The organism is Afipia sp. DC4300-2b1, assembly GCF_049895725.1.
Classification (GTDB): Bacteria; Pseudomonadota; Alphaproteobacteria; order Rhizobiales; family Xanthobacteraceae; genus Afipia; species Afipia broomeae.
Window position 1 is genome coordinate 541,180 of record NZ_JAFCSX010000005.1, and the last position, 17,434, is coordinate 558,613.

Below are 17,434 nucleotides of genomic sequence, written 5' to 3' on the forward strand. Positions count from 1 at the left end.
GCCGGCGTTTAGCGCGTCGATTCAGCGTTATACGCGCGCCCGTGAGAGAAATTATGTCCGAATGAGGCAAAACCTTGAAGACAGTTTTGCCCATTCCGTCAGTCTATTAACTCTTGAAACGCTCTAATTAGCCAGGCGCCGGACGACCAGCGATGCATTGGTCCCGCCAAACCCGAACGAATTCGACAGGGCCACATTAATTTCGCGGGGCCTTGCCTTATTCGGGACCAGGTCGATCGCCGTCTCGACGGAGGGATTGTCGAGATTGATCGTCGGCGGCGCGACATTATCCCGAATCGCCAGAATGCAGAAGATTGCCTCGATCGCGCCGGCCGCACCCAGCAGATGGCCGGTCGACGACTTGGTCGACGACATCGACACCTTCGACGCCGCATTGCCGAGCAGCCGCTGCGCTGCGCCAAGTTCGATCTCGTCGCCGAGCGGCGTCGAGGTTCCGTGGGCGTTGATATAGTCGATGTCGGACGCCGTGATTCCGGCGCGCTTCATCGCCGCGCTCATGCAGCGGTACGCCCCGTCGCCGTCTTCGGCCGGAGCGGTAATGTGATAAGCATCGCCGCTCAGGCCGTAGCCGACGACTTCGGCATAGATCTTCGCGCCGCGCTTCTTCGCGTGCTCGTATTCCTCGAGCACCACGACGCCGGCGCCCTCGCCCATCACGAAGCCGTCGCGGTCCTTGTCGTAGGGCCGCGATGCGATGGTCGGGTTATCGTTGTATTTGGTGGCCATCGCGCGGAGCGCGCAGAAGCCGCCCATTGCGAGGCGATTGACGGCGGATTCAGCGCCACCCGCCACCATCACGTCCGCATCGCCGAAGGCGATCAGGCGGCTGGCATCGCCGATGGCGTGCGCGCCGGTGGAACAAGCGGTGACCACCGCATGGTTCGGCCCCTTGAGGCCATGCTTGATCGACACATAGCCCGACGCGAGGTTGATGAGACGGCCGGGAATGAAGAACGGCGACAGCTTGCGCGGGCCGCGCTCCTTCAGGATCACGGCGGCTTCGCCGATGCCTTCGATGCCGCCGATACCGGAGCCGATCATGGTGCCGGTGGCGCAGCGCTCTTCTTCGGTCGTGGGGTGCCAGTTGGCGTCGTCGAGCGCCTGGCTCGCAGCCGCCATGGCGAAAATGATGAAATCGTCGACCTTGCGCTGTTCCTTTGGCTCCATCCAGTCGTCGGGATTGAATGTGCCGTTACTGCCGTCGCCACGCGGAACCATGCATGCGATCTGGCAGGTCAGATCGGAAACCTCGAATTTCTCGATGCGGGCGGCGCCGCTTTCGCCGTTGAGGATGCGTTTCCAGGTCGGCTCGACACCATTGGCGAGCGGCGAAACCATGCCCAGACCCGTGACGACAACCCTCCGCATAGTCTTCCTTTCCGGCTCAACCGGCTGAGGCCAATCGGAGCCACTATGACAGCAAGACGGCGGGTCGTTCGATCACAACCCGCCGCGTGTCATCGTGGCTGCGCGCTGGCGTCAGCTCTTGGCGTTCTTCTCGAGAAATTTTGTGGCGTCGCCCACGGTGAGAATGGTTTCAGCAGCGTCATCCGGAATTTCGCAGCCGAATTCTTCTTCGAACGCCATCACGAGTTCGACCGTATCGAGGCTGTCGGCGCCGAGATCGTCGATGAAGCTTGCAGCATCGACAACCTTTTCGGGTTCGACACCAAGGTGCTCGACCACGATCTTCTTAACCCGCTCGCCAATCTCACTCATCGTTAACCTCGTGCTTGTTCCATTAAACTCGACCGCAAAACGATACGAGCCCCTCGCGGTGCGAAAAAATGCAAATTCGTGCCGTCCGTACCACGCATCCCTGTCCCTTCGCCACATGGACGAAGTCACCGAAAACGGCGGCTGGCGCCGGAACGGCAATATACGGGGTTTGGCGATCCTGCAATGGCGTTTTCCCCAACCGATTGCCGTTCGGTTACCATACTTCCCCGGACTTGACCACACGGCCCCGGACACCGTCCATCACCCATTCCGCTTGACAAAACCCCTGCGGAACAGCGCCTAAATCATGGCCATTCCGCCGTTGACATGGATGGTCTGCCCCGTCACGTAGGCCGCCTCGTTGGAGGCAAGGTAAACGGCGGCGGCGGCGATGTCCTCCGGAGTCCCCAGACGCCCGGCCGGCACCTTGGCCAGCACCGCTTCGCGCTGCTTTTCGTTCAGCACGTCCGTCATCGGGGTTGCGATGAACCCGGGTGCGATGCAATTGGCGGTCACGTTGCGGCGCGCATACTCCGCGCCTACGGACTTCATCATTCCGATCAATCCAGCTTTCGAGGCGGCATAGTTGCCCTGCCCCGCATTGCCGGTGACGCCGACGACCGACGTGATCGCGATGATTCGTCCGAACCGCTTGCGCATCATCAGCTTCGTCGCCGCGCGCGCCAGACGGAACGTGGCGGTCAGGTTGACCCGGATCACGTCGTCGAAATCTTCGTCGCGCAATTGCACGAACAGGTTGTCGCGGGTGATGCCGGCATTGGCGACCAGGATGTCGAGCTGACCCATCGCCTTTTCCGCAGCCGGGACCAGCGCTTCGACTTCGGTCATGTCGGACAGATTGCACGGCAGCACATGCACGCGGTCCTTCAGCTCACCCGCCAGCGCGTCGAGCGCCTCACGCCGGGTGCCCGAAATCGCAACGGTTGCGCCTTGCGCATGCAGCGCCTTTGCAATCGCGCCACCAATGCCGCCGGTCGCCCCGGTGACGAGCGCGGTCCTGCCAGTCAAATCGAACATGTCGCCCCCCTGGGAACAGTCCCGGGGAAAGCCCGGGTCAAAATTCGTGCCCCGTTTGCCGCAAGAAAACGCCGTTCGTCAATGACCCGGGCCTCATCTATTGTCACAAAACGGCCCCGGTTAGGCCCCGGGGTGCCGGGGTCGATCACTTTTTCCTCGCCTTTTAACGATCACGGCGGCCAAGCCGGCGGCGCCTTCGCCTCAACCGGCTTTGAGAGTATCCTGCCTGCCACTGCCCAGAGACGAAGCAGCGGAGAGAGATATCGATGCGCTATCGCACCGCCATCGACCAGCAACTGTTCGCCTTCGACGACCTGAAACAGGTAATGGCGTTCGCCTCGCCTGCACGCTCCGGCGATTATCTCGCGGGTATCGGCGCGGCCACCGCGCAGGAGCGGATGGCAGCGCGCCATGTCCTGGCGGAGGTGCCGCTCAAGCAATTTCTCACCGAAGCCCTGATCCCTTACGAAGACGACAACATCACGCGCCTGATCATCGACAGCCATGACGCGATAGCGTTCGCACCAGTCTCGCACATGACCGTCGGCGATTTCCGCAACTGGCTTTTATCCGAGCAGGCGACGACCGAGGCGCTTGCGGCGCTCGCGCGCGGGCTCACGCCGGAAATGGCCGCGGCGGTGTCGAAGATCATGCGCAACCAGGATCTGATTGCGGTGGCGCGCAAGTGCCGCGTCGTCACGCGCTTCCGCGACACCATCGGGCTGGAAGGGCATCTGTCGGTGCGCCTGCAACCCAACCATCCGACCGACGACTTGCGCGGGATCGCGGCGTCTACGCTCGACGGATTGCTGATGGGTTCAGGTGACGCCGTGATCGGCGTCAATCCGGTGTCCGACAGCATGCCGGTGCTTGGCGGCCTGCTGCACATGCTGGACGAGGTGATCCAGCGTTTCGATATCCCGACCCAGAGCTGCGTGCTGACCCATGTCACCAACACGATCCGGCTTGCGGAGAGCGGCGCGCCGGTCGATCTCGTATTCCAGTCGATCGGCGGCACCGAAAAGACCAACCTCTCGTTCGGCGTCACGCCGGAAATTCTCGACGAAGCTTACGAGGCGGCGTTGTCTTTGAAGCGCGGCACCGCCGGCGACAACGTGATGTATTTCGAGACCGGCCAGGGCAGTGCGTTGTCAGCCGATGCGAATTTCGGCGTCGATCAGCAGACCTGCGAGGCGCGCGCCTACGCGCTGGCGCGGCGCTACAAACCGCTGCTGGTCAATACCGTGGTCGGATTCATCGGTCCTGAATATCTTTACGACGGCAAACAGATCATCCGCGCCGGGCTTGAGGATCATTTCTGCGGCAAATTGCTCGGCCTGCCGCTCGGTTGCGATATTTGCTACACCAATCACGCCGAAGCCGATCAGGACGACATGGACACCTTGCTCGTGCTGCTGGGCAGCGCGGGCATCAGCTTCATCATGGGCGTCCCCGGCGCGGACGACGTGATGCTGAACTACCAGAGCACGTCGTTCCACGATGCCCTGTTTCTACGCGAAACCATGAATCTCAAGCGCGCCCCTGAATTCGAAGCGTGGCTGCAACGCATGCAGATCACCGACGCCGCCGGCCGATTGCGCCCGCCCTCACCCAATGCGCTGCTCGGCGGCATGGGCAATCTCAAGTCGCTGGTCGCATGACGGACAAGAACGTGACCGAGTCGCCATGGGCCGAATGGCGCAGCGTGACGCCGGCGCGGCTGGCGCTCGGGCGCGCCGGTGCGGGCATGCCGACCGACGAGGTGCTGCGCTTCGGCTGGGCCCATGCGATGGCGCGCGATGCGATCCATGCCGCTCTCGATGTTCCAAAACTTGAAGCGGCGTTGCACGATCAGGGCTGGACGGTCGCCCATACCCATAGCCGTGCGCCGGATCGCACCACCTATCTGCGGCGGCCTGATCTGGGCCGCGTGATCGATCCCGACGAGATTGCAAAACTGCGCACGGTGCCTCTCGTGCGCAGCGACGTCTGCATCGTGATCGGTGACGGATTGTCGTCGCTCGCGATCGACCGCCATGCCGCGCCGCTGCTCGCAGCACTGAAGCCGCTTCTCGCGAACGAACTGAAACAGGCGCCAGTGATAATCGCCACGCAAGCGCGGGTCGCGCTGGCCGACGAGATCGCGGAACTGTTGCAGGCGAAGCTGTCGATCATGCTGATCGGCGAACGGCCGGGCCTGAGTTCGCCCGACAGTCTCGGCATCTACATCACCCACGCGCCATTTCGTGGCCGTAACGATGCCGGACGCAACTGCATTTCCAATGTGCGTCCTGAGGGGATGAGCTACGCCGCCGCCGCATTCAAGCTGGCGTGGCTGGTGCGCGAGGCATTGAACCGCGGCCTGACCGGCGTTGACCTGAAGGACGAGAGCGATCTGGCGCAGGTCACGGGCGGCAACACCGCCCGCCTGACCGGTCCGATCGCATGACGGATTTTCAGACCAGAAGCTGAATCAAAAAGCCGCGCTCTTAAATCGGAGCGCGGCTTTTCGGTTGTATGGCCGCTTACGCAGCCGTTGCCTTGGTATTCACGCCCTTGCGAAGCGCGACGGTATTGAGCTTGGTGTTCGCCGCCTTTTCCTCATTCAGATTTGTCGTGAGGAAGCGCACGATCTCCTCATGCCCGAGCGACTCCGCCCATGCGATGAGCGTGCCGTAACGGGCGATCTCGTAGTGCTCCACGGCCTGGCAGTTCGCGACAATGGCGGCATCCAGTACTGCCTTGTCCTCAATCTCGCCTGCGGTTTCGTCGGCTTCCTTGATGATGCCGTCGATCGCCGGGCACGTGGTCCCTTTCGGCTCCTGACCGAGCTTTGCAAAAACTTTCTTCAAACGCTCGATCTGGTTGTTGGTTTCTTCGAGATGGCTTTTCAACCCGGCTTTGAGATCGCCGTTGGTGGCCTTGTCGATCATCTTCGGCAGCGCCTTCGTGATCTGTTGTTCAGCGTAGAAGATATCCTGCAGGCCGTGAAGCAGGAGATCGTCAAACGTCTTAATGTCTTTCGTGAAAATGCCCATGGCACACTCCTTTTTTTGTTGTCAGCCGTGAACGCAGCAATGATCGGATCGTTCCCGGCGAACTATGCGCGAGCAGTTGCGACAAGTTGGACGAATGAGAGGCTTACTCAAATCTCTCATCGAAACCATTCGGCGAACCCTTCGAGTATTTCCGGAACTCTCTCTGCTCTCTGTGATTGATGTGCACCTCGATCAGAGGGATTGCCGGGAGCGCCTATCATGGAAAAGACGATTGATCTGAGAACATCGGTTACCGAACTGCCTACGTCTGGCGTGTCTTGGGCGGCGATTGCGGCGGGAGCCCTCGCCGCTTTGGCATTGACCCTCGTGCTCTTGTGGTTCGGGACCGGGATGGGATTCAGCGTAGTATCGCCGTGGAGCGACTCGGGTGTCTCTGCCACGACGTTCAAGATCGGAACCGGGCTTTATCTTGTCGTCGTGGCGATGATCTCGTCCGCGATAGGCGGCCATATCGCCGGTCGCCTGCGAACGCCATGGTACGGCATTCACAGCAACGAGACCTACTTCCGCGACACCGCGCAGGGCTTTCTCGCGTGGGCATTGGCATCCGTCGCGGGCGCCCTGTTGCTGGCTTCAGCAGCGACTACCATCATCGGCAGCACAGCGGGCGGCCTCTCGCAGGGCGCGGGCACCGCAGCCGCGCAATCCTCAGGCCCGATGAGCGGTTATGTTGACCAGCTTCTCCGCCCCGACCCGGCAGCAGCAACCGTTCCGGCTGGCGACGCCAATGACATCCGCGACGAGTTGACCCGGCTGCTGACGTCCAGCTTCGGCACAGAACGCGACTTGAAGCCCGCCGATCGCACCTATGTGGCTCAGGTGGTCGCCCGCCGCACAGCGCTCAGCCAGGCCGACGCCGAGAAGCGCGTCAACGACGTCGTGACACAGGCGAAGTCCGATCTCGACAAGGCACGCAAGGCCGCGGCGCAGTTGGCGTTCTGGATGGCTGCGTCTCTGCTGGTTGGTGCCTTCGCGGCAAGCATTGCTGCGGCTGAAGCCGGGGCATTTCGCGATCGCAACTGGGGCACCGCCCCATTCACGAGGGAGTAAAGCTCATGCCAATTCTGCTCTGGCTACTTGGAATTCCACTGCCGCTGATTTTGCTGATTATCCTGCTTCGCTGAAGCTGATCTCACAAAAAAGCCGCCAGTGTCAGAAGACACTGGCGGCAATGCCCCAGCCCAAAAGGGGCACCGCTCAAAAACTGGAGTAAATGAGCGGCCCGACTGACGTAGCAACAATCGGGCCACGAAGGAACGCCGCCACGAAGCCCGCGCGGGCCAACTCCGGCGGTAAGCTTAACGCGCTGCTGCGATCGCGGCTTTCGCCGCCTCGATGTCGCCCGGTCCGCCCACCGACACACCGACTGCGCCATCGGCAATACGCTTGACCAGACCGGACAGCACCTTGCCCGCACCGATTTCGAGGAAGTGCGTCACGCCCTGCGACGCCATCCACGCCACGCTCTCGCGCCAGCGCACCGTGCCGGTCACCTGCTCGACCAGCCGCTTGCGGATTTCGTCCGGGTCAGTGATCGCCGACGCCAGAACGTTGGACACCACCGGCACCTTCGGCTTGTTGATGGTCACGCCTGCAAGCGCCTGCGCCATCGCGTCCGCTGCGGGCTGCATCAGGCGGCAGTGGAACGGCGCCGACACCGGCAACAGCATCGCGCGCTTGGCGCCCTTGGTCTTGGCGATCTCAAGCGCACGCTCGACGGCGGCCTTGTCGCCGGAGACGACCACCTGTCCACCGCCGTTGTCGTTGGCGGCCTGACAGACCTGTCCCTGCGCCGCCTCTTCGGCAACCGCGACCGCGGCGTCGTAATCGAGTCCGAGCAGCGCCGCCATTGCGCCGGCACCCACCGGCACGGCCTTCTGCATGGCGAGCCCGCGCGTGCGCAGCAGCTTCGCGGTGTCCCTGATCGAGAAAGTGCCAGCCGCGGCCAGCGCGGAGTATTCGCCGAGCGAGTGACCGGCGACGAACGCCGCATCGCGCGCGATGTCGATCCCGGCTTCGGTCTCCAGCACGCGCAACGTCGCCAGCGACACGGCCATCAACGCTGGCTGCGCGTTCTCGGTGAGTTGCAGCGTCTCCGCCGGCCCCTCCCAGATAATCGCCGTCAGCTTTTCGCCGAGCGCCGCATCGACCTCGTCGAACACAGCCTTTGCTGCCGGAAATGCGTCGGCGAGCGCCTTGCCCATGCCGACCGCCTGCGATCCCTGACCGGGAAAGGTGAATGCTGCTGTCATGAAAGTCCCCAAAGGTGAGCAGGCCGTAAGACACCGCCGGGACCTCAGGTGTCAAGCTGTGGTGCGGCGAACCCCGTAAAACCAGATTGGTCGGCCAACGGACGGCTCGCCCAGCGGCCTCGCAGGCCAATGACCGAGATGGACGGGAACCCAGCTCCAGAGATGCGCGTTTCATTCCTGGGGCGCCCAGTGGAGTGCGCAATATGGACGAAGACCCTCGCAAACCACAGACGCTAGCCTTGGCGCCGGTTCTGATCTTCGCGCTCGTTCTCGCCGCCGTATTTGGGGCGGCGCTGATCACCACATTTGACCGCAGCCCGATGATCGTGACCGCCACAGATACCGCACCGCCAGGCACAACCGGCCTGGCAAAATCCCGTCCCACGGAGCGCAGATGATCGCGAATAGCAATTTGGACGACACGGTTGGCGGCAAACGCGCCTACCACAAGTTTCTCTGGGGAGCCGCCATAGGCGCCGTTATCCTCGGCGGCGCCTTGGGTTATTCCAGCCAGCGGATGGACGTCGGCAAGGTCTTTCCGATTGTTGGCGCCCCCTCCTTCCCGATTTCCCCTCAGGCGGAAGCGCCAAGGCTGGCGGACACAAAATAGGGCGACAGCGGCCTGGGCGGCTGAAAGTGTCGGCAAACGGGCCTGTGAGGGGCTTTTCGGGCCTCCAGAAGCCCTGTTTTGCCTTGCAACGAGCCCCAGAATCCTTATAACGGCGCCATCCGTGGATCCCGGCCGGGAGCTGAACGGACGGTCTCACCAGTCTGACATTCCAGTTTGATTGATGCGGCAGGGCCAGTCGGTCCGTCGTCCCGTGCTTCCGCCTTCTGAGCATATCGAGTCCTTTCCGAAGGTCTCGAAGGGCTTGCCGCCAGGAACCGCGCTAACACTGGAAAGGACTCCCATGCCTCTTTACGAGCATGTTTTTCTCGCGCGTCAGGATGCGAGCGCCCAGCAGGTTGAGGAATTCACCACGCAGATTACCGGCGTGATCGAAGGTCTCGGCGGCAAGGTCACCAAGACCGAGAACTGGGGCGTGCGCTCCCTCACCTATCGCATGAACAAGAACCGCAAGGCTCACTTCATGCTGCTCAACATCGACGGCCCCGCAGCAGTGGTCTCCGAGATCGAGCGTCAGGAACGCATCAACGAAGACATCATCCGTTATCTCACCGTCCGCGTCGATGAGCTGGAGGAAGGTCCCTCCGCAATGATGCGCAAGGCCGAGCGTGACCGCGACGAGCGCGGTGGCGGCGGCTTCCGCGGCGATCGTGAAGGCGGCGGATTCCGTGGCGGCGACCGCGAAGGCGGTGGCTTCCGGGGTGACCGCGGTCCGCGCCGCTCGCGTGACGATGACGCAACCGCGTCGGTAGAGGAGTAAGAACCATGGCTGAAGCAGGTGCACGCCGTCCGTTCTTTCGCCGCCGCAAGACCTGCCCGTTCACGGGCCCGAACGCGCCGAAGATCGACTACAAGGATTCGAAGCTGCTGATGCGTTACGTGTCCGAGCGCGGCAAGATCGTGCCGAGCCGCATCACGGCTGTGTCGGCAAAGAAGCAGCGTGAACTCGCCCGCGCCATCAAGCGCTCGCGGTTCCTCGGCCTTCTGCCTTACGTGATCCGCTAAACGATAAAGCGAGCGCGCGGCATTCGCGCGCTCGCTTGCTTCTCGACGTTTATTTCTCATAACACGCTGGTGTCATGCCGGACGTGGATGGTTGGGGTTCAAAAAACCTCTAACTGCTCGAAAGGAGCAGGACAGCTGATGATTACAGGACTTCTCATCGCACTGGCGGCCGGCCTCACGTCGGCGACAATGTTCGCGTCCGTCATTTCGGGCGCGCTGATTTCGCTTGTCCTGTTTTATCTCGCGCCGCTGCCGCTGATGGTCGCGGCGCTCGGCTGGGGATCGGCCACCGCACTGATCGGCGGCGCCATTGCCGCACTCGGCCTCGGCGCGATCTTCGGCATTCCTTACATGGCGGCGTTCGCACTCACGATCGCGCTGCCTGCGTGGTGGCTCGGACATCTGGCGCTGCTGGCCCGTCCGGTCTCGAACGATCCGCAACTGGCGAATCTTGCGCCCGCGCTTGACTGGTATCCGACCGGACGCATCCTGGTCTGGGCCGCGGTCTTCGCGACCGTCACCACGGCGAGCGCATTCCTGACACTGGGCAGCGACGCGGAAACGATCAATGCAGCCTTGCGCGGCTTCGTGACGCGCGTGATGCGCAACCGCGCCAGCATCCCGCAGGGCGAGACCGATCGCGCCGTGGATGCACTGGTTTCGCTTGGCCCAAGCATCGCAACCATCATCGCGATGATGACGCTGACGCTCAATCTGTGGCTGTCGGCGAAAATCACCACCACATCCGGCCGGTTGAAGCGGCCGTGGCCTGATCTGCGCACCACCACGATGCCGAGGATGGTGCTGGCGGCGCTGCTGGCAGCCATCCTGCTCTGCTTTGTCGGCGGGCTGCTGGCGATGCTGGCGCAGATCACGACCGCCGCACTGCTGATGGCCTATGCCGCCATCGGCTTTGCGGTACTCCACACAGTGACTCAGACTTTCTCGGGCCGGTCGTTCGTGATCGGAGCCGCCTACGCGGGCACGCTGCTCATCGGCTGGCCGCTCCTTGGAATGATCGGCCTCGGTCTCGCCGATGCAATTTTTGGAATTCGACAAGCCTACTGGACGCGGCACGGGCCACCGCCCATGCCGACAACCTGACACTCAACCTGAACCCGACATCATCAACTCAACTCAGACACTGAACGGAGAAATAAAATGGAAGTTATTCTGCTGGAACGCGTGGCCAAGCTCGGCCAGATGGGCGACGTGGTCAAAGTGAAGGACGGGTTCGCCCGCAACTTCCTGCTCAAGCGCAACAAGGCTCTGCGCGCGACCAAGGAAAACCGCGAGAAGTACGACGGCATGAAGGCCGACCTCGAGGCCAAGAACATCAAGGCCAAGGGCGAAGCCACCGAGGTCGCCAAGAAGATCGACGGCCGCAACGTCGTCATCATCCGTCAGGCGTCGGAAACCGGCCAGCTCTACGGTTCGGTGTCGGTGCGAGACATCATGGCTGCGCTCGAAGCCGACGGCGTCTCGCTCAACCGTCAGCAGGTGCTGCTCGACGCGCCGATCAAGATCATCGGCCAGCACAAGATCACCATCGCCGTGCATCCTGAAGTCGAAGTGCATGTGTCGACGACGGTGGCCCGCTCCGAAGCGGAAGCCGAGCGCATCAACCGCGGCGAAGACGTCAACAGCCGTCAGGAAGACCGCGATGCGGCCGCGGAAGCTATCGCCGCTGCCGGCGAGTTCTTCGATCCGGAAGCGCAGCACGACGACACGGCCGAGCCGGCTGCTCCTGCCGAAGAGAAGTAAGACTTCGGCGCAAGCCAATCGCTGCAATAAGGAAAGCCCGGCCCTCATCGAGGCCGGGCTTTCTGTTTAGCCGACAACCTTCGGCGCGATGGCCTGGTCGATCATCGCAATCGATGCCAGCGCGGTGGCGGTGTGCTTTTCGGCGCCGTCGATGACGCAGAACACGTCGGCCGCGACGACCGACACCTGCCGTCCCGGCTTCACAACCCGCGCGCGGCAGATCAATCGATCCCCCGACGCCGGTGCGAGCAGGTTCAGCTTGTACTCCGCGGTCAGCGCCGCCTGCCCCTTCACTGTCGCAGCCGCAATCGTGGTCGCGTTGTCGATCAGGAAAGCGGTGACCCCGCCGTGGAAGAATCCGTTCTGCTGCAACAGCTCCGGCCGGCGATCCACCGACAGGACGCATGTGCCGCGCGTGAGATCGGTCACCTCCGCGCCGACATGAGTCATGAATCCCTGCCGCATGACGTTGTTGCGGATGTGCGCGGCGATCGGTGTGAACTCCGTATCTGTCTGAAGCATTATCGGCCTCTCTTTGCCGTCAGCGCACGAACGGCGCATGCGATCAGCGCATCGGCATGATCGCGCGGATCGGATGGATCGCGGCCCGACAGCCACGCGCGGCACACGAACTGCGCCGGACCGATGATCTGGCTGAAAAACAGCGAAGCCTGCATCGGCAGCAGGTCGCCGCTCGCGACCAGTGGCGCGCGCCATGCCTCGACGCCTTCCGCAACCGTCGCGTTGCGCGCCTTGCGCGCGTCGCGCACGTCCTGCGCCCACTCGCTGCGCGAGATCTCGAACAGAAAATTGGCTTCGCGGCGGTTGTTGACGACCCAGTCCAGATGCGTGCGGATCAGACGTGCGATACCTTCCTCCGCGTCAGGCGGCGGGTCGATCACGTCGAGCATGGCGATGTGATAGCGCCGCAGCAGTTCGAGAAACAGCGTGCCAGCCAGTTCGCGCTTTGAATTGAAGAAGTGGAAGAAGCTGCCGTTGGATGCGCCGGCGCGTTCACGGATCGCGGCCACGGTCGCGCCCTCGAAACCATCCTGATCGAACACCGCCAAAGCCGCGGTCAGCAGATCGTCGCGCGCACCGGCCATCGTTGCCATCCTTGTCGGTTGGAGTATCGCTCTAGAGCATACCTCCAGTCAAGACGACAGTCATCGCGGGGCAACCCGCTGCGCGGCCAGATAACGGATTAGCGGGAGATTGGCGGCACCGGGTTTCCCGCCGGAACCGGCGGCGGACCAGCGGAAACCACGGGTTTCGGGGTCGGTGCAGGCCCGATGTCGATAGTCAGCGGACCCGATGGCGCATCCTCTTTCGGCGGAGCCACGGCCACTTCGGCAGGCTTTGCGGCCTCCTTCGGCGCAGGCGTGACCGCAGGCACCGGATCGGCGCGCGTTCCGTCCACCTTGGCGGTCTCGGTCTTGTCAGAGTCCTTGGGCGGCTCGGCCTTGTCTGCCTCGGGTTTGATCTCCGGTTTGGCTGCCTCTGCGGGCTGCTCGCCATGGCGAGCTTCGTTCTTTGGCGGCAAGCCGTCCTTGCCCGCTTTCGCAGCCTCTCGGGCCGCCTGTCGCGCGGCCCGCCGTTCCGCAGCGGCCTTCTGCTTTGCCGTCAGCGTTTGAGGCTCGGGCTGACCATTCTGCAACCCGTCGGCATCCGGCCGGGAGGCTTCGCGGGTCGGCTTGCGGCCCTTGGCGGCCTGTTCCGGACCCGGCTCCTGGGCCGGTTTCGGACCGGTTTTCGCCTCCTGACCCTGCTTGGTCAGGTTGCCGCCAGGCGCTGCATTGGCGGCGCCGTTGGAGAGAACATAAGCGCTCATGGCCGCGGCCATGTCGGTGCTGGTGGTGTAGTGCTGGCGCAGAAAACCCGGCAGCGATCCGGGCGAGACGGTTTTCAGCAATCCGCGCGAACTCTTGTGGCAGAGCGAGCAGGTGCTGGAGAAAATCTGGGAGGGAGGCTTGCCGGCTTCGAGATTCTGCGCGTCTGCCGGGATTGCCCCGAAACAGCCCAATACGAAAGCCACCGCCGCCAAAATGAGCGCTCGGCTCAACATCCAAGGTCTCCAGATCAATAGCCAGTCAAAGGACGGATGGCGGTTCACCCCTGCCCTCAGCCTCGGGTCACCTTTAGCGGATTATAACGCGAATGGAAGCACCGAGATTTCGCATCAGAGTAACGTTGTTGATATTGCTGAACCTCGTTCCGGCCGGGCTAGATTCCGCTGCCGGGGGTGAAACAGAAGACGTCCGCGCTATACGCGCGCTCCGGTCTGGGCGCGCAGAGGTGGCTGCGCCCATCGGGATTGTCCCGCTTCTGCTCGACTTTCTCAGGAGGAACGCGGAGCCACCTTCCGTCTTCACGGCGCCTGGCAAACCAGACGCCGTCTTCGCTGCGAGCTTCGGTCGGGTAGCAGTCGTGTTGACTGCAGCAGGATAGATGAGGGTTATCCGGCCTCATCCATGTCGAATAAAACTTCTCGTGGATTTGCTCGTCCTGCGGCGGGTGCTGATGTTGCGCAGAGGCGCTGACGGCGCCGAACAAAAGTCCGGCAGTCATCAAGCCAACGATGCCGCGCCAAGTGATCACAAGCACCACTCCGGCCACGATCCCGGCACGACCCAGGACTCGGGAGACAGTCTATCACCGCAGCCGCCGGAGAAAAACGCAGATCCCAACCACGCGTGGCTCGCAGCCATCGTCAAGAAGGAATCCAATCTTGAGAGGCACCGGCTGAACGAATCTGTGCAGCGCCAAGCGAGGAAGAAGTCGCCGGTACTGGATATTTCGCAACTGCGTGAGCCGGTCACAGCCCGCCAAAGCCGCTCCCTTTCGGCATGCCGCCCTCCGCTCACCGGACAAAAACGCAAAGCAGCCTTCCGCGGCCGCCACCTACGGCAAATTGCGATTGAAACCGGAACAAAAATTGCCAACATTTATGGGATGTGAGACCACTTTGGATCGTTGGACATGCGTTCGATGGATCGATTGCTGCGGTTTTTCCTGGGCCAGTTCATCCGGCGTGGCTCAGTGACGTTTACGATGACAAGCGGGGCAACCTTCACCTGCGGCGATGGCACCGGGAAGCCGGTCGCGGTGAGGTTTCTGACGAAGGAAGCCGAACGTCACCTGTTGCTCGACCCCGAACTTGCGCTGGGCGAAATCTACACCGACGGCGACTTCGTGGTCGAAACCGGGTCGATAACGGATCTTCTGGAAATCGTACTCGGTCAGCCGGACCTGGTGCCGCGCTGGTCCAGGTCCCGTTGGTGGCTTCGCTACCTGATCCGGCACTGGCAACAGTTCAATCCGCCCGCCCGCTCGAAACGCAACGTCGCCAGCCACTACGATCTCGACGGCCGGCTGTACCGGCTCTTCCTCGACGCCGACATGCAATACAGTTGCGCCTACTTCGAGACGCCGGATTCAACGCTCGACGACGCCCAGCTTGCCAAGAAGCGCCACCTCGCCGCCAAGCTGCTGGTCAAGTCCGGCCACCGCCTGCTCGACATCGGCTCCGGCTGGGGGGGACTCGGTCTTTATCTCGCGGAAATGACAGGAGCGCACGTCACCGGCGTCACCCTGTCCGAAGAGCAACTCGGCGTGTCCAACGCGCGCTCCGGTGAACTCAACCTGACCGACCGCGCGCAATTCCGCTTGCAGGATTATCGCGAGACGCCCGGCCCGTTCGACCGCATCGTGTCGGTCGGCATGTTCGAGCATGTCGGCGTCGACTACTACGAGACCTATTTCAAGCGTTGCGCGGAACTGCTCACCGACGACGGCGTGATGGTGCTGCATTCCATCGGCCGCCCGGAAGGGCCCGGCATTACCAACCCGTGGGTCGCAAAGTATATTTTCCCCGGCGGGTACATTCCCGCGCTGTCGGAAGTCCTGCCGGCGATCGAGCGGGCAGGATTATTGGTCGCCGACATCGAAATCCTGCGGCTGCATTATGCGGAAACGCTGAAAGCCTGGCGCGAGCGTTTCCTCGCCCGGCGCGAGGAAGCTGCGAAGCTTTACGACGAACGCTTTGTCCGGATGTGGGAATTCTATCTGGGTGCGTCCGAAATGTCGTTCCGCAAGCAGAACAGCATGGTGTTCCAGATTCAGCTCACCAGGAAGCAGGACGCGGTTCCGATCACGCGCGATTACATCGCCCGCGAGGAAGAGCGGCTGCGCGGTGTGGAGGCCAAGAAACGACCGGTATTGCGGCTGGCGGGTGAATAGTTCCTTTCATTCTCTCAACTTGCGAGTGAATCAACATCATTCGCAAATCAAGCCCTCCCTGCGTTTTCTTTCTATCAATGAACAACGGGGATAGCTTCGCAGAAGCATTTCGTCCGCGACTCTGAAAGTATTAGGTAGCTGTCCGCTTTGTGCGTGCGCTTGCCCAACTTTGATCTGAATAAAAGAACATTAAACATCTATGGCCATTAGTGATTCGAACATTATCAAGCTCGCGCCGGAAGCCGGCACGCCGGCTTACCGGGTTGCGCCTCACAATATCGAGGCCGAACAGGGACTTCTCGGCGCCATCCTGGTCAACAACGACGCCTTTTACCGTGTCTCGGACTTCCTTGAGCCGAAGCACTTCTTCGAACCGATCCATCAACTGTTTTTCGAGACCGCAGGCAGCCTGATCCGCGCTGGCAAGATCGCGACCCCGGTTACGCTGAAGACCTTCGTTCCAGCGGACACCGATCTCGGTGGCATGACGGTCGCACAATACCTCGCCCGCCTCGCCGCCGAGGCGACCACCATCATCAACGCGCAGGATTACGGGCGCACCGTCTATGATCTGTCGATCCGGCGCGATCTCATTCGCGTCGGCGAGGACATGGTCAATGTCGCGTTCGACGCGCCGGTGGACTTCGCGCCGCGCGCGCAGATCGAGGACGCGGAAAAGAAGCTCTACGAACTCGCCGAGTCCGGTCGCTACGACGGCGGCTTCCAGAAATTCTCGCGGGCGCTGACGACCGCCGTGGACATGGCCGCCGCCGCCTACAGCCGCGACGGCAACCTGTCGGGCCTCGCCTCCGGCCTGCGCGACATGGACACCAAGATGGGCGGTCTTCAGCCCTCCGACCTGATCATCCTCGCCGGACGCCCCGCGATGGGCAAGACGGCGCTCGCGACCAACATCGCCTTCAACATCGCGCGCAACTGGCGCGGCGAAGTGCAGGCCGACGGTCAGATGAAATCGGTCGATGGTGGCATTGTCGGCTTCTTCTCGCTGGAAATGTCGGCGGAACAGCTCGCCACCCGTATTCTGTCCGAGCGTACCGGTATTTCATCAAGTTCGATCCGCCGTGGCGGCATCAGCGAGCGGGATTTCGAAAAGATTCGCGACCACTCCATCGAAATGCAGAACCTGCCATTCTATGTCGATGACAGCGGCGGCATCTCGATCTCGCAGCTCACCGCGCGGGCGCGGCGGCTGAAGCGGCAAAAAGGTCTCGATCTTCTGATCATCGACTACATCCAGCTCCTGTCCGGATCGGGAAAACGCTCCGACAACCGCGTGCAGGAAATCACCGAGATCACCACCGGCCTCAAGGCGCTGGCCAAGGAATTGAACGTCCCCATCATTGCGCTGTCGCAGTTGTCGCGTCAGGTCGAAAACCGCGACGACAAACGCCCGCAGCTCGCGGACCTGCGTGAATCGGGATCGATCGAGCAGGACGCCGACGTGGTGCTGTTTGTGTATCGCGAGGAATACTATCTCCAGAGCAAGGAGCCGCGCCCCGGTACGCCCGAGCATGAAAAATGGATGCTCGACATGTCGCTGGTCCACGGCAAGGCCGAAGTCATCATCGGCAAACAGCGTCATGGCCCCACCGGCACCATCAACCTGCACTTCGACGCCAACGTCACGCGGTTCGGCGACCTTGCGCATGACGGCCAGGTGCCCGAACGATTTGGCTGATCGGACATAC

At 62.4% G+C, this 17,434-nt stretch carries 20 protein-coding genes; 12 read left to right on the forward strand and 8 right to left on the reverse strand.

Going from position 1 to position 17,434, the window contains the following annotated elements:
- Window positions 1-123: 123 nt before the first annotated feature.
- The 3 genes from fabF to fabG form a co-directional block, all read right to left on the reverse strand.
- Complete coding sequence (fabF, locus tag ACP7AL_RS22195; RefSeq protein WP_024920028.1) at window positions 124-1,389, reverse strand: beta-ketoacyl-ACP synthase II; 1,266 nt, start codon at window positions 1,387-1,389, stop codon at window positions 124-126.
- Between the two features lie 111 nt (window positions 1,390-1,500).
- Complete coding sequence (locus tag ACP7AL_RS22200; protein WP_006020277.1) at window positions 1,501-1,740, reverse strand: acyl carrier protein; 240 nt, start codon at window positions 1,738-1,740, stop codon at window positions 1,501-1,503.
- 300 nt (window positions 1,741-2,040) lie between these two features.
- A complete protein-coding gene (gene fabG, locus ACP7AL_RS22205; protein ID WP_425994345.1) occupies window positions 2,041-2,778 on the reverse strand; it encodes a 3-oxoacyl-[acyl-carrier-protein] reductase in 738 nt (245 codons plus the stop codon).
- Between the two features lie 266 nt (window positions 2,779-3,044).
- Here fabG and ACP7AL_RS22210 point away from each other — a divergent pair, with 266 nt between their 5' ends.
- Both ACP7AL_RS22210 and eutC read left to right on the forward strand, forming a co-directional pair.
- Entirely contained in the window at window positions 3,045-4,439 is a 1,395-nt protein-coding gene (locus ACP7AL_RS22210) for an ethanolamine ammonia-lyase subunit EutB (RefSeq protein WP_425994347.1), read from the forward strand.
- Window positions 4,436-5,227, forward strand: a complete 792-nt coding sequence (gene eutC, locus ACP7AL_RS22215) for an ethanolamine ammonia-lyase subunit EutC (RefSeq protein ID WP_425994349.1) — start codon at window positions 4,436-4,438, stop codon at window positions 5,225-5,227. The genes ACP7AL_RS22210 and eutC overlap by 4 nt, the downstream gene beginning before the upstream one ends.
- 76 nt (window positions 5,228-5,303) lie before the next feature.
- On the opposite strand, the gene ACP7AL_RS22220 is transcribed toward eutC, so the two are convergent.
- A complete protein-coding gene (locus tag ACP7AL_RS22220) occupies window positions 5,304-5,816 on the reverse strand; it encodes a ferritin-like domain-containing protein (RefSeq protein ID WP_425994351.1) in 513 nt (170 codons plus the stop codon).
- Between the two features lie 219 nt (window positions 5,817-6,035).
- Between ACP7AL_RS22220 and ACP7AL_RS22225 the strand changes: the two genes are divergently transcribed.
- Complete coding sequence (locus ACP7AL_RS22225) at window positions 6,036-6,887, forward strand: hypothetical protein (RefSeq protein WP_425994353.1); 852 nt, start codon at window positions 6,036-6,038, stop codon at window positions 6,885-6,887.
- Between the two features lie 248 nt (window positions 6,888-7,135).
- On the opposite strand, the gene fabD is transcribed toward ACP7AL_RS22225, so the two are convergent.
- A complete protein-coding gene (gene fabD / locus ACP7AL_RS22230) occupies window positions 7,136-8,089 on the reverse strand; it encodes an ACP S-malonyltransferase (RefSeq protein WP_425994355.1) in 954 nt (317 codons plus the stop codon).
- Between the two features lie 203 nt (window positions 8,090-8,292).
- On the opposite strand from fabD, the gene ACP7AL_RS22235 reads away from it, so the two are divergent.
- From ACP7AL_RS22235 to rplI, 6 genes are all read left to right on the forward strand, one after another.
- Entirely contained in the window at window positions 8,293-8,487 is a 195-nt protein-coding gene (locus ACP7AL_RS22235; protein ID WP_425994357.1) for a hypothetical protein, read from the forward strand.
- Window positions 8,484-8,699, forward strand: coding sequence for a hypothetical protein (locus tag ACP7AL_RS22240; protein ID WP_425994359.1), 216 nt, complete (start codon window positions 8,484-8,486; stop codon window positions 8,697-8,699). Before ACP7AL_RS22235 ends, ACP7AL_RS22240 begins: the two co-directional genes overlap by 4 nt.
- A gap of 301 nt (window positions 8,700-9,000) precedes the next feature.
- Window positions 9,001-9,477 (forward strand): 30S ribosomal protein S6, encoded by a 477-nt coding sequence (gene rpsF / locus ACP7AL_RS22245; RefSeq protein WP_006020268.1) that lies wholly within the window; start codon window positions 9,001-9,003, stop codon window positions 9,475-9,477.
- A gap of 5 nt (window positions 9,478-9,482) precedes the next feature.
- Window positions 9,483-9,722, forward strand: coding sequence for a 30S ribosomal protein S18 (gene rpsR / locus ACP7AL_RS22250; RefSeq protein ID WP_002711478.1), 240 nt, complete (start codon window positions 9,483-9,485; stop codon window positions 9,720-9,722).
- Between the two features lie 138 nt (window positions 9,723-9,860).
- Window positions 9,861-10,826 (forward strand): hypothetical protein, encoded by a 966-nt coding sequence (locus ACP7AL_RS22255; RefSeq protein ID WP_425994363.1) that lies wholly within the window; start codon window positions 9,861-9,863, stop codon window positions 10,824-10,826.
- A 57-nt stretch (window positions 10,827-10,883) separates the two neighbouring features.
- Window positions 10,884-11,486: a 50S ribosomal protein L9 gene (gene rplI / locus ACP7AL_RS22260; RefSeq protein WP_024920037.1), complete on the forward strand. Its 603-nt coding sequence runs from the start codon at window positions 10,884-10,886 to the stop codon at window positions 11,484-11,486.
- A gap of 66 nt (window positions 11,487-11,552) precedes the next feature.
- On the opposite strand, the gene ACP7AL_RS22265 is transcribed toward rplI, so the two are convergent.
- From ACP7AL_RS22265 to ACP7AL_RS22275, 3 genes are all read right to left on the reverse strand, one after another.
- On the reverse strand, window positions 11,553-12,008 hold the full coding sequence (locus ACP7AL_RS22265; protein WP_425994365.1) for a PaaI family thioesterase: 456 nt from the start codon (window positions 12,006-12,008) through the stop codon (window positions 11,553-11,555).
- A complete protein-coding gene (locus tag ACP7AL_RS22270) occupies window positions 12,008-12,592 on the reverse strand; it encodes a TetR/AcrR family transcriptional regulator (RefSeq protein ID WP_425994367.1) in 585 nt (194 codons plus the stop codon). Before ACP7AL_RS22270 ends, ACP7AL_RS22265 begins: the two co-directional genes overlap by 1 nt.
- Window positions 12,593-12,690: 98 nt before the next feature.
- Entirely contained in the window at window positions 12,691-13,551 is an 861-nt protein-coding gene (locus tag ACP7AL_RS22275) for a hypothetical protein (RefSeq protein ID WP_425994370.1), read from the reverse strand.
- Between the two features lie 425 nt (window positions 13,552-13,976).
- Between ACP7AL_RS22275 and ACP7AL_RS22280 the strand changes: the two genes are divergently transcribed.
- From ACP7AL_RS22280 to ACP7AL_RS22290, 3 genes are all read left to right on the forward strand, one after another.
- Window positions 13,977-14,444 carry a hypothetical protein gene (locus ACP7AL_RS22280; RefSeq protein ID WP_425994373.1) on the forward strand — a complete coding sequence of 156 codons (468 nt, stop codon included), beginning with the start codon at window positions 13,977-13,979 and terminating at the stop codon, window positions 14,442-14,444.
- Window positions 14,445-14,465: 21 nt separating this feature from the next.
- Window positions 14,466-15,725, forward strand: a complete 1,260-nt coding sequence (locus ACP7AL_RS22285) for a class I SAM-dependent methyltransferase (RefSeq protein WP_425994375.1) — start codon at window positions 14,466-14,468, stop codon at window positions 15,723-15,725.
- 199 nt (window positions 15,726-15,924) lie between these two features.
- Window positions 15,925-17,424: a replicative DNA helicase gene (locus ACP7AL_RS22290; RefSeq protein WP_024920044.1), complete on the forward strand. Its 1,500-nt coding sequence runs from the start codon at window positions 15,925-15,927 to the stop codon at window positions 17,422-17,424.
- Window positions 17,425-17,434 lie beyond the last annotated feature (10 nt).

Excerpts from the sequence above, each read along its gene's own strand:
- fabF (WP_024920028.1), bottom strand. The coding sequence starts at position 1,389 with ATGCGGAGGGTTGTCGTCACGGGTCTGGGCATGGTTTCGCCGCTCGCC.
- ACP7AL_RS22200 (WP_006020277.1), bottom strand. The coding sequence starts at position 1,740 with ATGAGTGAGATTGGCGAGCGGGTTAAGAAGATCGTGGTCGAGCACCTT.
- fabG (WP_425994345.1), bottom strand. The coding sequence starts at position 2,778 with ATGTTCGATTTGACTGGCAGGACCGCGCTCGTCACCGGGGCGACCGGC.
- ACP7AL_RS22210 (WP_425994347.1), top strand. The coding sequence starts at position 3,045 with ATGCGCTATCGCACCGCCATCGACCAGCAACTGTTCGCCTTCGACGAC.
- eutC (WP_425994349.1), top strand. The coding sequence starts at position 4,436 with ATGACGGACAAGAACGTGACCGAGTCGCCATGGGCCGAATGGCGCAGC.
- ACP7AL_RS22220 (WP_425994351.1), bottom strand. The coding sequence starts at position 5,816 with ATGGGCATTTTCACGAAAGACATTAAGACGTTTGACGATCTCCTGCTT.
- ACP7AL_RS22225 (WP_425994353.1), top strand. The coding sequence starts at position 6,036 with ATGGAAAAGACGATTGATCTGAGAACATCGGTTACCGAACTGCCTACG.
- fabD (WP_425994355.1), bottom strand. The coding sequence starts at position 8,089 with ATGACAGCAGCATTCACCTTTCCCGGTCAGGGATCGCAGGCGGTCGGC.
- ACP7AL_RS22235 (WP_425994357.1), top strand. The coding sequence starts at position 8,293 with ATGGACGAAGACCCTCGCAAACCACAGACGCTAGCCTTGGCGCCGGTT.
- ACP7AL_RS22240 (WP_425994359.1), top strand. The coding sequence starts at position 8,484 with ATGATCGCGAATAGCAATTTGGACGACACGGTTGGCGGCAAACGCGCC.
- rpsF (WP_006020268.1), top strand. The coding sequence starts at position 9,001 with ATGCCTCTTTACGAGCATGTTTTTCTCGCGCGTCAGGATGCGAGCGCC.
- rpsR (WP_002711478.1), top strand. The coding sequence starts at position 9,483 with ATGGCTGAAGCAGGTGCACGCCGTCCGTTCTTTCGCCGCCGCAAGACC.
- ACP7AL_RS22255 (WP_425994363.1), top strand. The coding sequence starts at position 9,861 with ATGATTACAGGACTTCTCATCGCACTGGCGGCCGGCCTCACGTCGGCG.
- rplI (WP_024920037.1), top strand. The coding sequence starts at position 10,884 with ATGGAAGTTATTCTGCTGGAACGCGTGGCCAAGCTCGGCCAGATGGGC.
- ACP7AL_RS22265 (WP_425994365.1), bottom strand. The coding sequence starts at position 12,008 with ATGCTTCAGACAGATACGGAGTTCACACCGATCGCCGCGCACATCCGC.
- ACP7AL_RS22270 (WP_425994367.1), bottom strand. The coding sequence starts at position 12,592 with ATGGCCGGTGCGCGCGACGATCTGCTGACCGCGGCTTTGGCGGTGTTC.
- ACP7AL_RS22275 (WP_425994370.1), bottom strand. The coding sequence starts at position 13,551 with ATGTTGAGCCGAGCGCTCATTTTGGCGGCGGTGGCTTTCGTATTGGGC.
- ACP7AL_RS22285 (WP_425994375.1), top strand. The coding sequence starts at position 14,466 with ATGCGTTCGATGGATCGATTGCTGCGGTTTTTCCTGGGCCAGTTCATC.
- ACP7AL_RS22290 (WP_024920044.1), top strand. The coding sequence starts at position 15,925 with ATGGCCATTAGTGATTCGAACATTATCAAGCTCGCGCCGGAAGCCGGC.